12 protein-coding genes are annotated in these 14,311 nt (G+C 43.4%); 5 read left to right on the top strand and 7 right to left on the bottom strand.

Annotated features, from left to right (window positions below; translation table 11 throughout):
* Window positions 1–116: 116 nt before the first annotated feature.
* Window positions 117–518: a ribonuclease P protein component gene (locus CFE23_RS11925; RefSeq protein ID WP_291088311.1), complete on the bottom strand. Its 402-nt coding sequence runs from the start codon at window positions 516–518 to the stop codon at window positions 117–119.
* Window positions 519–693: 175 nt separating this feature from the next.
* On the opposite strand from CFE23_RS11925, the gene CFE23_RS11920 reads away from it, so the two are divergent.
* The gene (locus CFE23_RS11920; RefSeq protein WP_291088309.1) at window positions 694–1,230 is read left to right on the top strand and encodes an acyloxyacyl hydrolase; all 537 of its coding nucleotides are present in this window, start codon (window positions 694–696) and stop codon (window positions 1,228–1,230) included.
* Here the strand turns inward: CFE23_RS11920 and CFE23_RS11915 are convergent, their stop codons facing one another.
* The 5 genes from CFE23_RS11915 to CFE23_RS11895 all read right to left on the bottom strand — a co-directional run bounded on the left by CFE23_RS11915 (window position 1,231) and on the right by CFE23_RS11895 (window position 9,162).
* Window positions 1,231–1,641 carry a hypothetical protein gene (locus tag CFE23_RS11915; protein ID WP_291088307.1) on the bottom strand — a complete coding sequence of 137 codons (411 nt, stop codon included), beginning with the start codon at window positions 1,639–1,641 and terminating at the stop codon, window positions 1,231–1,233. It abuts the gene before it with no gap.
* 113 nt (window positions 1,642–1,754) lie between these two features.
* Entirely contained in the window at window positions 1,755–4,220 is a 2,466-nt protein-coding gene (locus CFE23_RS11910) for a glycoside hydrolase family 3 protein (protein WP_291088305.1), read from the bottom strand.
* Between the two features lie 315 nt (window positions 4,221–4,535).
* Window positions 4,536–6,410, bottom strand: coding sequence for a M1 family metallopeptidase (locus CFE23_RS11905; protein ID WP_291088303.1), 1,875 nt, complete (start codon window positions 6,408–6,410; stop codon window positions 4,536–4,538).
* An 84-nt stretch (window positions 6,411–6,494) separates the two neighbouring features.
* Entirely contained in the window at window positions 6,495–8,084 is a 1,590-nt protein-coding gene (locus CFE23_RS11900) for a S8 family peptidase (protein ID WP_291088301.1), read from the bottom strand.
* A 220-nt stretch (window positions 8,085–8,304) separates the two neighbouring features.
* Window positions 8,305–9,162: an MBL fold metallo-hydrolase gene (locus CFE23_RS11895; RefSeq protein WP_291088299.1), complete on the bottom strand. Its 858-nt coding sequence runs from the start codon at window positions 9,160–9,162 to the stop codon at window positions 8,305–8,307.
* A 186-nt stretch (window positions 9,163–9,348) separates the two neighbouring features.
* On the opposite strand from CFE23_RS11895, the gene CFE23_RS11890 reads away from it, so the two are divergent.
* The 4 genes from CFE23_RS11890 to sufD all read left to right on the top strand — a co-directional run bounded on the left by CFE23_RS11890 (window position 9,349) and on the right by sufD (window position 13,367).
* Entirely contained in the window at window positions 9,349–9,678 is a 330-nt protein-coding gene (locus CFE23_RS11890; protein WP_291088297.1) for an iron-sulfur cluster assembly accessory protein, read from the top strand.
* Between the two features lie 142 nt (window positions 9,679–9,820).
* Complete coding sequence (sufB, locus tag CFE23_RS11885; protein WP_291088295.1) at window positions 9,821–11,269, top strand: Fe-S cluster assembly protein SufB; 1,449 nt, start codon at window positions 9,821–9,823, stop codon at window positions 11,267–11,269.
* A gap of 38 nt (window positions 11,270–11,307) precedes the next feature.
* Window positions 11,308–12,051, top strand: a complete 744-nt coding sequence (gene sufC / locus CFE23_RS11880; protein ID WP_291088293.1) for a Fe-S cluster assembly ATPase SufC — start codon at window positions 11,308–11,310, stop codon at window positions 12,049–12,051.
* Window positions 12,051–13,367 carry a Fe-S cluster assembly protein SufD gene (gene sufD / locus CFE23_RS11875; RefSeq protein ID WP_291088291.1) on the top strand — a complete coding sequence of 439 codons (1,317 nt, stop codon included), beginning with the start codon at window positions 12,051–12,053 and terminating at the stop codon, window positions 13,365–13,367. Before sufC ends, sufD begins: the two co-directional genes overlap by 1 nt.
* 99 nt (window positions 13,368–13,466) lie before the next feature.
* On the opposite strand, the gene CFE23_RS11870 is transcribed toward sufD, so the two are convergent.
* Window positions 13,467–14,311, bottom strand: an 845-nt coding sequence (locus CFE23_RS11870) for a serine hydrolase (protein ID WP_291088289.1), incomplete at its 5' end; no start/stop codon positions are given.

Here is a 14,311-nt window from a genome sequence, read left to right as displayed (position 1 = left end):
ATCCAAAAGTCTTCCGGAAGAAGATCAGGGGCGACTAAAATAGTAATAAAACACCAAATAAAAGAGGCAGGTGCCATTAATTTGAGGTATTTAATAACGAAAAAGAGACGGTATTATTACGTCTGAGAATTTTGAGTGCCGGGATCTACCTGCGCGTGGAATTTTTCCAGCAATTGAACCATCTTCACATTGATCTGATGGTAATCGAGCTTGTCCTTCGTCTGGTAAAAAAGCATAAAAGCATAAGGAGTTTTCAGGTTTTCAGTAAGGATGTGTTTGTTTAAACGATATGTTTCCCTCAAAACGCGTTTGTAGTAATTGCGGTCTACCGCTTTTTTAAAATATTTTTTGCCAACCGATACCCCGGCGCTAAACAATGGTTCACTCCCATCAACAGCATTTATCGGAATGTATACCAGCCGCAGCGGATATTTTGATACCGACTTCCCTTCCGAAAACAGCAAATCTATCGTCGTCCTGCTTTTGAGTTTTTCCTTCTTCGGATAGCTGAAATCCATGAAATATTTTTTATGGCTCAAAGTTACAAAACCATGTTTACGATCGTGTTTAAAATTTAAGTACTTTTATCCGGACCACCAATAAACCCATAATATGCATCAACAATTTCGATTTTTATTGCTGTCGATTTTTATTTCAGTTAGCGTTTTTTCACAGGAAAATAAAAAACACCCGATGCAGGTAGGATTAAATTACGGATTCGGAGATGAAATTAAAAACACAGATTATACTTACACTAATCATTATATCAAAGGGCAGTTATATTGGCAATTGAGCGAAACAAAACATTTCACCTATGTGATTGTACTGCAGCCTGAAATCAATTTTGCCACACACCAGCTGTTAAATTTATATTTTGTAACACCTGATGAGCCGGATTTTGAGGAAAAAAGGGAAGCTTTTACGAAGTTAAAAGACATTCGCGAGTATGTGCTTGGCGTGGGATTCCAGGTGCGCTACAAGGTTACACCAAAATTCAATGTGTATGCCATGGGAAGCGTCGGACCGATGATTACCGATACAGAAACGGAAAGGCTTTCCAAAGGTTTCGCTTTCTCGGACGTGTTCTCCCTGGGAATGTCTTATAAATTTAAAAAATTCAGTGTGGATTTCCGGCCGAATTTGAGGCATATTTCAAATGCCGGGCTCCAGAGTTCCAACGCCGGATTCAATACCGCGAATGTAGAATTCGGAGTTGCAGTCCCGCTTTAATCAGTTCACATACACATTGTAAACGAATTTCACGTCTTCGAAATTGACATAAAATTGCTTGCGGTTTCCCTGACTTTTTCGGGTGATGATCAAAATCGTACAAGCCCTTCCATCCAGCATCATGCAGTTTAACGGAATCGTTTCGTCGTCACCGCTGACGATTTTTTCACCATAGCTCATGATTTTATAAACCTGGAGCTCTTTGGAGCCAATAACGATCCGGTCTTTTTTTCCGTCGAGCGTGATGACAACGGTTGATTCCTCAGGCTCGGTCCACTTTCCCCAGGTACCGTCTTCGTTTTTTTCAACCAGGCTGAAACTTGTGGCCTTAAACCGATAGGTTTGTGCGACGGTGTTTTGGGTTGCCAACACTAAAAATAAACAGACAGCGAAAGATTTCAATAATTTCATTTTGGGTCTTTTTACAGGTTGTAAAGCTACAAAATCCGATTTTAAAACAGGAAATTATTGCTTTTTTTACACTGATTCCAAAACGCAAAACCAACGCTTTTGTTTCAGGCGTTTTATTTCACCTGAATCGTTTCTTCCAGCCTGATGTCTTCGGAAGAGGCACCGACTAAGACATTAAATTTTCCGGCGTCATACCCGAATGCATTTTTTTCGGTTTTAAAATAAGAGAATGCGTTTGCGTCTAATGTTACAGAGACGGTTTTGCTTTCGCCGGCTTTCAGGAACACTTTTGCAAAACCTTTCAGTTCTTTAAACGGACGTTCGACCGGCGACACATTTTGGTGTACATATACCTGAGCTGATTCGGCTCCGGCGATTTCCCCGGTATTCTTAATGTTAAATGTAACCGTAAAGGTTGTTCCTGAACCCGTTATCTTTAGGTTAGAATAAGCAAAAGTGGTGTACGAAAGCCCGAATCCGAACGGAAATTCCGGTTTTACCGCCGCCCGATCAAAATAACGGTAACCAATGTTCAGCCCTTCGCCGTAAAACACCTTTTTATCACCATCCGGATCATGATAGTTGTTATACGTTGGGTTGTCTTCCCACTTTTTTTCAAAGCTTGCCGGTAATTTCCCGGACGGATTTGTCTTGCCGAAAAGGATTTCTGCAACCGCAGTGCCGCCTTCCTGACCCGGAAACCAAGCATGTAGCAGTCCTTTTACATGGGGCAGCCAGGTTTGCATGTACACATTTCCGCCAGCATTCAGCACAACGATGGTATTCGGATTCGCCTTAGCAACAACATTAATTAATTCTTCCTGATAGGGCGGCAGCTCAAAACTGCGGTCAAATCCTTCGCCTTCAGAATTGTTGTCGAATCCAACCGATACGATAGCAACATCTGCGGAAGCAGCCATTTTTTCAGCTTCAGTGAAATCAATTACTTCATGATACACGGCAAATTCAATTTGTGCGTCGCCGGCATTCTCGTAATACTCAAGTTTGACATCATAGGTTTTTCCGGCTTCGAGTGACAGCTCGACAGTTTTCAAAGTGGACGCATGATCTGCCCACATATCAATCACTGTTTTACCATCGACAAAAAGATTATAGCCGTCATCTCCACGTACTGCAAGTTTATAGACCGCGGTTTTTTCCGGGCGGATAGTACCGGTGTAACGCGCAGAAAAGTGGTCTGCGGGAATGCCTTCATCCTTTGTGGCATCACTCCAATTGTGGTTTATTTCGGCTTCATTCCTTTTCAGAAAAGGCAAGCCGCTCAGATTCTGGTTTAGGAAATATTCTGCTTTTAAGCCTTTTGTTTTAGAATCGGCACTAATAAATAAAGGCGACTGTGTGATGTACTCTTCCATCGGCGGGACGGCCCCGGCAAAATACTTTACGCTGATAGACTTGTCATATTTTGTGATGCCGTCAAGCAATGAAACGCACTCAAAAGGCGTGGTGTATGAACTTCCACCGCCGGCGACACATTGCTTTGCATTCGGACCAATCACAGCGATGCTTTTTATGCTTTTTTTCAGCGGAAGTATGGCTGAGTCGTTTTTTAACAACACGATTCCGTTTCGGGCAAGATCCAGGGTGACCTGTGCATTTTCAGCATTTGGTTTTGTTTCGGACGCGACATAGGCATTGTCATAAAATCCAAAACGGAAAATGATCCTTAAAATCCGTCTGACTTTATCATCAATAACAGATTCCGGAATCTTTCCGGACTTAATGGCAGGCAAAAGCGATTCCCTATTCATGAACGCGCCTGAAGGCATTTCCAGGTCCAGGCCACCACTCGCCGCGCCAACACCGTCATATGTGGCCACCCAGTCAGACATCAGCATGCCATCAAATTGCCACTCGCCTTTAAGGATGTCATTGTTCAGGTGGCCGTTCTGCGTGGCATGTTGGCCATTTACAAGATTGTAACTGTTCATCACTGCACCGGCTTTTCCTTCCTGAACCGCCATCTTAAATGCAGGGAGGTATATTTCACGTAAGGTGCGTTCATCCATGTCAGAGCTCACATTATTCCTGTCCCACTCCTGGTTGTTGGCTGCAAAATGTTTAACCGTCGCCACAACGTGCTGGCTTTGCACGCCCTGAATATAGTTGGAGGCCATCTTTCCGGAAAGGAATGGGTCTTCGCCAAGGTATTCGAAGTTTCTGCCGTTCATGGGCGACCGGTAAATATTCACGCCGGGCGCCAGTAGAATGTGTACGCCGCGTTCCCTGGCGTCTTTTCCCAGCGCCTCGCCAAAACGGTAGGCCAACGTAGTGTCCCAGGTTGCTGAGGCTAAAATGGAGGCAGGGTAGGCGGTAGTTGGGCCGTAATTTCGTGTTCCGACTGGTCCATCCGTCATTTTAATTTCGGGAAGGCCAAATCTTGCCATGCCACGGATGTAGAAATCCTTGTAACCGCCGATGTAATCGATTTTTTCTTCAAGTGTCATCCTCGAAAGCAGGTCGTTGGCACGGTCATCTTCGGAAGCCTTAGGATTCTTATAAATCTGGGAAAAAAGCGTAGCGGGAACGAATAAAAGCAGGAAAGCAAAATGGCGCATGATTATGGTATTGGTTACAACGAATAAAACTAGTGATTTAAGGTCTTCGTTTTTTCAAAATTTCTCTTTGATAAGCTTTTGATGTGAAATGTAAAACCAAAAACGGGTGTTAAATCCTATAAATATTGATTGGAATTGTGAAAATATAATTGGAAACCAATGTGTTATCTTTGGAATATGGAAAAGGAAGCACTATTCGCGAGTTGAAGAAACAACTGCCGGAAAAAGCGAATAACTATATATTTTAATGCGCTGGCATTAAAGAAAAAAACTCCCAATGTGCACTGGGAGTTTTTTTTAGGCTACGAATGAAGTCTACTTCAGTTCATAAATATTGTTTTCACGTTTGATGTCGGCCATAAATCCGGTAGGGTCAATTTCAATCTTTTTTATAGTGTTTTTAGCGGCGGGGATTTCAAATTCAAAGGTGGGATAGGCCCATGCCCAGTCAGGCAGCGTGGTTCGTTTAACCAAAGGAGTTTCATTTTCTTTCGTAAAACTCATCATTCGCAGCGGAATATAGAAATTCTCTGTCCTTCCATCAATGTAAGTTACAGTGAGGTCTATCGGCATAGGCATTCTGCCAATCCTTTCCAAGGAAATAGAAGTAGATCCGTTTAGGTCCCTTACCTCTTTTATACCATAGTCAATCGTGTTTGTGGTTGCTGTCCAATCGGTGAGATACCAGTCCAGATTGGCTCCTGATACGCGCTCCGCAGTGCGTTTGATGTCGTTTGGAGTGGGGTGCTTAAATTTAAAATCCGCAAAATATTTTTTTAACGTTTTTTCGAGATTTGACTTACCAATAAGGTATCCCAATTGCGCGAGAAATACTTCGCCTTTGCTGTAGGAGGTGATGCTGTAAACACGGTTTTCGTCAAATCGGTCTGAGTGGGTTGACTGCGGCTGTTCTTTTCCTGAATTGGCCATGTTGATATAGCTGTTGTATGACGGTAGGAACGGATTGTCAACCGGTTTAGCCGCCAGCATATTTAACGCGCTGTCTTCAATAAACGATGTGAATCCCTCGTCCATCCAGCCATGCTTGCTTTCGTTTGATGCGAGGATGTGCTGAAACCAGGAGTGGCCGAGTTCGTGTGTGGTGACCCCTAATAGCCCGTCGAATTTCCCTTCGCCTAAAATCAGGGTACACATTGCATATTCCATCCCGCCGTCGCCGCCCTGGATTACAGCGTATTGTTTGTAAGGGTATTTCCCAACAAAATCATTGTAAAACTCCATCACTTTGACCGTTTCTGGCTGTAGTTTTTTCCAGTTTTCGATGATTTTCGGATTGTTTTTATAAAGAAAATGAATCGTGGCGCCATTTGGGACCTGCGCGATGTCATGGATGTAATCTTTATCGGCGGCCCAGGTAAAATCATGTACCATTGGCGCTTTAAAATGCCAGGTCAATGTTGGGGTATTTGGCCTTTTTATTTTTTTTCCTTTTTCTTCATAACCATAACCAATTTCATTTGGATTTTGAAGGTAACCCGTTCCTCCTAAAATATAATTTTTATCGATGGTGATTTTTACGTCAAAATCGCCCCAAACGCCGTGGAACTCGCGTGCAATGTAAGGATCTGCATGCCAGCCTTCAAAGTCAAATTCGGCGATTTTTGGATACCACTGCGACATGGATAATTCGACGCCTTCGGCATTATTGCGGCCGGAACGCCTGATTTGTACCGGAACCTGGCCGTTAAAATTTAAGGTAAATGTTGTCTTTTTATGGGGTAGAATAGGCTTTGCCAGTGTGACTTCGAGAATTGTGCCGACGGTTTTTGCCGAGGCAGCTTTACCATCCTGTTTAAAATCAGTCACATTTAAAAATCCGATTTCATCCGACTTCAGGTTCTTAATGCGGCTCGTTTTTATTTCGTTGCCGTCGACCTTAGTTTTGATCACCATACGGCCATCGGGGTCCTTGATGTTCTGAATGCGTGCGTCCATTTCGCTGCCCGGTTGGAAAGCATTAGGATACAAATGGAAAAATACGCGTTTTAGGGTGTCTGGCGAGTTGTTGGTATACACCAGTTTTTGCGAACCTTTGTAATTGTAATTGGAAACGTCCATGAATACGTCCATCTTGTAATTGACGTGCTGTTGCCAGTAGCCCGAATTTTTTTGTGCGTAGGTATTAATTACGGTGAGCCATAAGATGGCGAAAATGATTTCTTTTTTCATTAGCTGCGAATTAGATAAAACGAATAAGCCTGCCAATATATAAAAAATATTTGCAGGCTTCCTCATGGTTACATTAGTTGCCGTCTAGCCATTTAGCTTTTTAGCCTTTCCTTTTGATAATTTTGCTGCCATGATCAGCGCGTTATATGCGTTTACGATCTTTCCGGATTTCGACAAAGAAGAAAATGGCTTTTTATCCCCGTCTGTACCAACATTTACGTCCTCATCGATTGCTGTTCCGGAATCCATGATGATGTGTTTTACCTGTTTCGCAGAGAGTCCAGGGTAGTAAGAACGGATTAGCGCTGCAACTCCCGCAACATTTGGAGCAGCCATTGACGTCCCCTGTTCGAATTTGAACTTGTTGTTTGGCACGGTCGCATAAATTTGAACTCCAGGTGCGAACACATCGACGTTTGTCTTTCCGTAATTCGAAAAGTCAGCTACAAGTTTATCGCCATAGGTTACGTCGATTGCCCCGATTGTCAGGACATTGTCAGCATATTCGGTTTTGTTGTCTTTAGAATCATTCGGAAAGTTGCTTTCTACATCGATGTCTTCAGAATCATTTCCGGCGGCGTGGACAATCAGCACATCTTTTTTCTCAGCATATCTTATCGCGTCGTAAACCCATTCTTTGTGCGGAGAATAGCTTTTTCCGAAACTGCCGTTGATCACCTTCGCGCCGTTGTCAACAGCGTAGCGAATCGCAAGGGCGATGTCTTTGTCATATTCGTCACCATTAGGAACCGCGCGTACTGCCATGATCTGAACATTATTAGCAATGCCATCACCGCCTAATCCATTGCCCCGTTCCTGCGCGATAATGCCGGCAACATGGGTTCCGTGCAGTGCTTCTTCCTTGTCGGGACCATAAACAATGTTGTTCCCATATGACTTTTCTTTTATGTTGTTTGGGTCATCTCCAACTACTTTTCTTCCGTCGAAATTGGTATTCAGGTTATAGTCAAGCTGGTCATATACGTATTTTCTATATTCGGTGACCTCACTAACAAATCCAGGTCCCGACTGACGCGCCATGCCAATCATTGTTCTGATACTTCTGTTCAACGCGGGGTCTGTAGTCTGAATGCTTTTGAGGTCGTCAATCGTGTAATTGTCTTTCTTCAGGTATTCGCTCACGATCTTGTGGGCGGCATAAAGCATGTCGGCGGTAGGTTTTAGCGCGTTTGCCTTTTTTATTTTTCCATCCAATTCCGCTTTTGCATCTTTATAGGTCTGAGACCCATCGTCACCAGCACGTACAATTCGGGTCATTTCGAGATTCTCGTTGACGGCATTTCCAAGGAAATTCCAGCCATGGATATCATCGACATAACCATTTTTATCATCGTCAATTCCGTTTCCCGGTATTTCCTTTTTGTTTGTCCAGATGACATTTTTCAGGTCGTTGTGTTCGATATCGACTCCTGAATCAACGATGCCTACAATTACGGGCTTTCCTTTTTTATTTTTTAAAAGTTGCGCGTAAGCCCGGTCAACACTCATTCCCGGCACACTATCTTTAACGAGATCAAGATGGCTCCATCTTTGCAGCTCCGTTTCAGCAAGCGGACTTTTTTTACCAAAGTATTTTGTCGGAGTTTGTGCTGACGCAGGTAGTGCCAGCGCGAGCGAAAAGGCTAAAAGCCAGAATGACTTCAATGTTTTCATATGGAAAATAATTTTTTGAAACGGCTCAAAAGTAATTCAAGAATAGCATTTCCGATTAACAATTAACTTTCTTTTAGCGAAGGTTTAGTTGTTTTACGATGACCCGCAAGGCCTCTGCGGTCGCGTCCTCAGAAAAGCGTTTTCAGGAATTGTTTCTTTTCGGGGAAATCAATAGGTCTTCAAGCGTACCAGCTATAATAGCATGTGCAAACTAAATAGGTTACAGCAAATCATCGCATTTAAAAACTTCTTTCAGCCGGACGCCTTTTTCCGTGTTTTCAACAGTAATAATCTCGTTATGGGCATCGTGTTCAAGAAATAGATAGTAATGATTGTCGGCGGCTGTTTTCAGAAATTTTTCTTTTTCAGGCATGGTCATTAAAGGCCGGGTATCATAACCCATTACATAAGGAAGCGGAATGTGCCCCGCAGTAGGCAACAAATCAGCTGGAAAGCAAATTGTAATACCGTTGTATTTTATCTGCGGAAGCATCATTTTTTCAGTGTGGCCATCCGCAAAAAATATCCCAAACCCCAATTCCGAGTCGGCTACGAAATCATTTTCCGGCTTTTGAATGAAGTGCAGCTGCCCGCTTTCCTGCATCGGCAAGATGTTTTCAGGTAAAAACGAAGCCTTTTCCCGGGGATTTGGTTTCGTGGCCCATTGCCAGTGGTTTTCGTTTGACCAGAACTTTGCATTTTTGAAAGCCGGTTCATAGCCGCTCCGGTCTTTATTCCATTGGACACTACCGCCACAATGGTCAAAATGAAGGTGTGTCATGAAAACATCGGTAATATCGTCGCGATGGAAGCCATATTTCGCCAATGATTTGTCTAATGAATGGGTGCCCCAAAGCGAATAATAGCCAAAAAATTTCTCCGATTGCTTCTCGCCCATTCCGGTGTCAATCAGGATCAAACGGTCGCCGTCTTCGATAAGTAAACAGCGCGCCGCAATATCTATCAGGTTGTTTGTATCCGCTGGATTGGTTTTGTTCCAGATGGTTTTTGGCACTACGCCAAACATCGCGCCGCCATCAAGTTTAAAATTTCCGGCTTCGATTGGATATAACTTCATTTTGGTTTAAAGTTTAAAGTTTTCTAAAGTCTCAAAAGACCCCCGCAATTTAGTAAATCTATATTTCAATTGCGAAAGCATAACCAAATTCTATGCTTGTATTCGTTATAAAAATGTTAGCCGATAGGGCAAAAAGTTTTAAATGTAATATCTTTGCACATTAATTTAGACAAAATATAATTAGCGATGATAAAAGTATCAGACTCTGCCAGCAGAAAAATCGTTGAGATGATGAAAGACGATGGTTTTGATGCGGCGAAAGATTATGTCAGGGTAGGCGTGAAAAGCGGCGGTTGCAGCGGTTTGTCTTATGAATTGAAATTTGACAAGGAACTTGGTGAAACGGATAAGGTATTTGAAGACAACCAGGTACGCATCGCAGTGGAGAAAAAGTCGTTTCTTTATCTGGCAGGAACTGTTCTAGAGTTTTCAGGCGGATTGAATGGCAAAGGTTTCGTTTTCAATAACCCAAACGCCAGCAGGACTTGTGGTTGCGGAGAATCGTTTTCGCTCTAGTCTAACGTATAAAGAAAATCCCCGACGCAGCCGAACGGAGCTAAAGTCAAAAAGATTGGCAAATGTTAACTAATAATTCAGAAAGTTAAATTACAAAGTGGTCACCACTTTCGACTTTTGACTTTCAACTTTCGACTAAAATATGTCAAAATACACAGAGGACGATTTAAAAATTGAACTCGAAAATAAAGAGTACGAATACGGATTTTACACAGACTTAGAATCCGAGACGTTTCCCATTGGGCTGAATGAAGACATCGTTCGTGCCATTTCCAAAAAGAAAGACGAACCACAATGGATGACCGATTGGCGCATTGAGGCCTTCCGTGCCTGGGTTGAAATGACGGAGCCAACATGGGCAAACGTGCATTATGAAAAGCCGGATTTTCAGGCGATTTCATATTATTCCGCGCCAAAACAAGTCGACCCTTCCAAAACGCTTGACGACGTTGATCCTGAACTGCTGGCGATGTACAAAAAGTTAGGGATTTCAATCGACGAACAGAAAATGATGAACAATGTCGCTATGGATATTGTCGTAGATTCGGTTTCGGTAGCGACAACATTCAAAAAGACTTTAGCTGAAAAAGGCATTATTTTCTGCCCTATTTCGGAGGCGATTAAAGAACACCCGGAATTGGTGCAAAAATATCTTGGCACCATCGTTCCGCAGAAAGACAATTTTTACGCCGCGTTGAATTCGGCGGTTTTTTCTGACGGTTCTTTCTGTTATATTCCAAAAGGCGTTCGCTGCCCGATGGAACTTTCTACCTATTTCCGTATTAATCAGGCCGGAACAGGACAGTTCGAGCGGACTTTGGTGATCGCTGATGCCGGAAGTTATGTTTCTTATCTTGAAGGCTGCACCGCACCAAGCCGTGATGAAAACCAATTGCACGCTGCAGTTGTTGAACTTATAGCACTCGATGATGCCGAAATCAAATATTCTACGGTCCAAAACTGGTATCCCGGAAACAAGGAAGGTAAAGGCGGCGTGTTCAACTTTGTTACCAAACGTGGCTTGTGTGAAAAAAACGCCAAAATCTCCTGGACGCAAGTGGAGACCGGTTCTGCTGTAACCTGGAAATATCCTTCCTGCGTGCTGAAAGGCGACAATTCGGTAGGTGAATTTTATTCCATTGCGGTAACCAACAACTACCAGCAGGCGGATACAGGTACAAAGATGATTCACCTTGGTAAAAACACCAAATCGACCATTATCTCCAAAGGAATATCTGCCGGAAAATCCCAGAACAGCTATCGCGGACTCGTTCAGATTGGCGCACGTGCTGATAATGCCAGGAACTTTTCACAATGTGATTCCTTATTGATGGGTAACAGCTGCGGCGCACATACTTTCCCATATATCGAAAGCAAAAATACGACAGCGAAAATAGAGCACGAGGCTACAACCAGCAAAATCGGGGAAGACCAGGTTTTCTATTGCAACCAGCGCGGTATTCCTACTGAAAAAGCCATCGCGCTGATTGTGAATGGTTTCAGTAAAGACGTTCTCAATAAATTACCAATGGAATTTGCCGTTGAAGCGCAAAAACTGCTTGAGATTTCATTAGAAGGCTCGGTCGGATAATTTTCAAATTCTCTCATTTTTCAAATTTTCAAATTTCCATGTTACAAATCAAAAACCTCCAAGCTTCAATAGAAGACAAAGACATATTAAAAGGAATTAATTTAACCGTCAATGCCGGTGAGGTGCATGCGATTATGGGGCCGAATGGCGCCGGGAAAAGTACGCTCGCATCAATCATTGCCGGAAAGGAAGATTACGAAGTAACCGACGGGCAGATTTTACTCGATGGCGAAGATATTTCAGAATTGGCTCCGGAAGCGCGCGCGCACAAAGGTGTGTTTCAGTATCCTGTTGAAATTCCGGGTGTGTCCGTAACCAATTTCATGAAAACGGCCATCAACGAAACGCGTAAAGCGAACGGCAAAGACGAAATGCCGGCGAATGAAATGTTGAAACTGATCCGTGAGAAATCAGAATTGCTTGAAATCGACCGCAAATTTTTGTCCAGGTCTTTAAACGAAGGATTTTCCGGCGGAGAGAAGAAGCGTAACGAGATTTTCCAAATGGCGATGTTGGAGCCAAAATTAGCGATACTCGATGAAACCGATTCAGGACTGGACATTGATGCATTAAGGATTGTTGCCAACGGGGTGAACAAATTAAAAAGTGCCGACAATGCTGTGATTGTAATTACACACTACCAAAGGCTTCTGGATTATATCGTTCCTGATTTTGTACACGTTTTATACGATGGAAAAATCGTAAAATCAGGCGGAAAAGAACTCGCGTACGAACTCGAGGAAAAAGGGTATGATTGGATTAAACAGGAAATCGAGGCGTAATGGAACTAAAAGAAAAACTCATATCGTCCTTCATGGCCTTCGAAGAAAGGATTGATGTGCATTCAGCGCTGCATGACATCCGCACTTCGGCCATTAAGAATTTTGAACACAAAGGTTTCCCGACCAAAAAAGAGGAAGCCTGGAAATATACGTCGCTGAATTCCATCCTGAAAAATGATTTCTCGGTCTTCCCGAAAAGCGAAAATGCAATCGAATTCAGTGAGGTGAAAAAATATTTCCTGCACGAAATCGACACTTATAAAGTCATTTTTGTAGACGGCGTTTTCAGCTCGTTCTTGTCATCCACGACCCATGACGGACTGGATGTTTGTTTGATGTCATCAGCATTGAATAAGCCGAAATACAAGGAAGTTATCGAAAAATATTTCAATAAAATTGCCAATAGAGAGGAATCGTTAACATCGTTGAACACGGCTTTCGCCAACGAGGGCGCATATGTCAACATCCCTAAAAGCAAAGTCGTTGAAAAACCGATTGAGATTATTTATTTTTCAACAGGAAAAGAAAATGCGTTAATGGTTCAGCCGAGAAACCTGATTGTGGTCGGCGAAAATGCGCAGGTGCAAATCATCGAAAGGCACCAAAGCTTGTATGAGAATCCGGTGTTGACAAATTCAGTGACGGAGATTTTCGCAGAACCAAATGCCAATGTCGATTATTACAAGATCCAGAACGACCTGATGTCGGCGAACCTGATTGACAATACCTATATTTCACAACAACGGTCGACGCGCGTTGCTGTCCATACGTTTTCTTTCGGCGGAAACATTACACGAAATAACCTGAATTTCTACCACTTCGGCGAAGGCATAGACAGCACATTAAAGGGCATTACGATTATCGGCGGCAAGCAACTGGTCGATCATTATACGTTGGTCAACCACGCGACACCGCATTGTGAAAGCCACCAGAATTACAAATGCATCCTCAATGACAGCGCGACAGGTGTTTTTAACGGTAAGATTTTCGTAGAGAAAGAAGCCCAGAAAACCGATGCGTTCCAGCAGAACAACAACATTTTACTGAGCGACAAAGCAACAATCAACGCCAAACCGCAACTCGAGATTTTCGCCGATGATGTAAAATGTTCGCATGGCTGCACGATTGGCCAGCTCGACGAAAACGCGATGTTTTACATGCAGGCGCGCGGCATCCCAAAGAAAGAAGCCAAGGCATTGTTGATGTATGCGTTTTCGAATGAAGTCATTGAAAGTGTCCGCATCCCGGAACTGAAGCAGCGCATCAACAAGATTATCGCGACAAAGCTGGGCGTAAACCTGGGATTTGATTTGTAATTTTTTTTTCAGGAGTTTAATCCCGCTGTATGCTGTATCTTTTTCATGCTAAAGAAGCAGGAAAAGGATGCCCGCTGCTCCCGACGCTTCGGGGCGGGGCTAGGGATTTGTCGTAAAACTCCCCAAAATCCCTTTCAGGAAATTATTAAAATCAAACGTATTATCGTCGGTTAAACCCATCCGGACAATCACCAGGTCTTTTGACGGAATGATAAAAATCATCTGCCCCTGAAATCCATTGCAGGAATACAAATCCTTCGGCGCGTCAGGATATTTCCCGCCGGCATTCAGCCAGAAATGCGCACCATATCGGCCATGAGAATCACGGGTTGGCGTGGCTACATATTTGGCCCAGCTTTTGTCAAAAAGCTGTTCGCCGTTCCAGTTTCCTTTGTGCAGGTAAAGCAAACCAAATTTCGCCCAGTCCCTTGTCGTTGCCCAGCCATACGAAGATCCGACGAAATTACCGGCCATATCGCTTTCGACAATCATAGAGTTCATTCCGATTTTATCAATAAAGGCACCATACCAGAAATCTAAGTATTCTTGATGGGTTTTGAACTGGTTTCGCAAAATACGCGACAGCAGATTCGTAGTTCCCGAGGAGTAGTTCCAATGGGCGTTCGGTTCAAAAATCGCTGGCTTTTCCAGCTGTACCTTTCCCATGTCTTCAGCCTGGAAAAGCATGGGAGTGGCGTCGCAGATTTTCTCATAATTTTCTTCCCATTCCAGGCCGCTGTTCATGTGCAGTAAATCGTTAATCGTGATTTTGGCGCGTTTGTCCTGTTGCCAGTCGGCGATGGGCGCCGGCTTATTAATGTCCATTTTGCCTTGTTTTTGCAGCACCCCGAACATCGTGGCAGTGATGCTTTTGGTCATGGACCAGCCCAGGATTTTGGAATCTTTATTGAAGCCGGTAACGTATTTTTCGGCAACGATATGAT

Source organism: Flavobacterium sp. BFFFF1 (assembly GCF_002256285.1).
Taxonomy (GTDB): Bacteria; Bacteroidota; Bacteroidia; order Flavobacteriales; family Flavobacteriaceae; genus Flavobacterium.
The sequence above is the reverse complement of the archived record's forward strand: the minus strand, read 5'-3'. Positions and strand labels throughout refer to the sequence as shown.

Coding starts and splice junctions, on each gene's coding strand:
- CFE23_RS11900 (WP_291088301.1), bottom strand. CDS start 8,084: ATGAAAACATTGAAGTCATTCTGGCTTTTAGCCTTTTCGCTCGCGCTG.
- CFE23_RS11905 (WP_291088303.1), bottom strand. CDS start 6,410: ATGAAAAAAGAAATCATTTTCGCCATCTTATGGCTCACCGTAATTAAT.
- CFE23_RS11915 (WP_291088307.1), bottom strand. CDS start 1,641: ATGAAATTATTGAAATCTTTCGCTGTCTGTTTATTTTTAGTGTTGGCA.
- CFE23_RS11910 (WP_291088305.1), bottom strand. CDS start 4,220: ATGCGCCATTTTGCTTTCCTGCTTTTATTCGTTCCCGCTACGCTTTTT.
- sufC (WP_291088293.1), top strand. CDS start 11,308: ATGTTACAAATCAAAAACCTCCAAGCTTCAATAGAAGACAAAGACATA.
- sufD (WP_291088291.1), top strand. CDS start 12,051: ATGGAACTAAAAGAAAAACTCATATCGTCCTTCATGGCCTTCGAAGAA.
- sufB (WP_291088295.1), top strand. CDS start 9,821: ATGTCAAAATACACAGAGGACGATTTAAAAATTGAACTCGAAAATAAA.
- CFE23_RS11925 (WP_291088311.1), bottom strand. CDS start 518: ATGGATTTCAGCTATCCGAAGAAGGAAAAACTCAAAAGCAGGACGACG.
- CFE23_RS11920 (WP_291088309.1), top strand. CDS start 694: ATGCAGGTAGGATTAAATTACGGATTCGGAGATGAAATTAAAAACACA.
- CFE23_RS11890 (WP_291088297.1), top strand. CDS start 9,349: ATGATAAAAGTATCAGACTCTGCCAGCAGAAAAATCGTTGAGATGATG.
- CFE23_RS11895 (WP_291088299.1), bottom strand. CDS start 9,162: ATGAAGTTATATCCAATCGAAGCCGGAAATTTTAAACTTGATGGCGGC.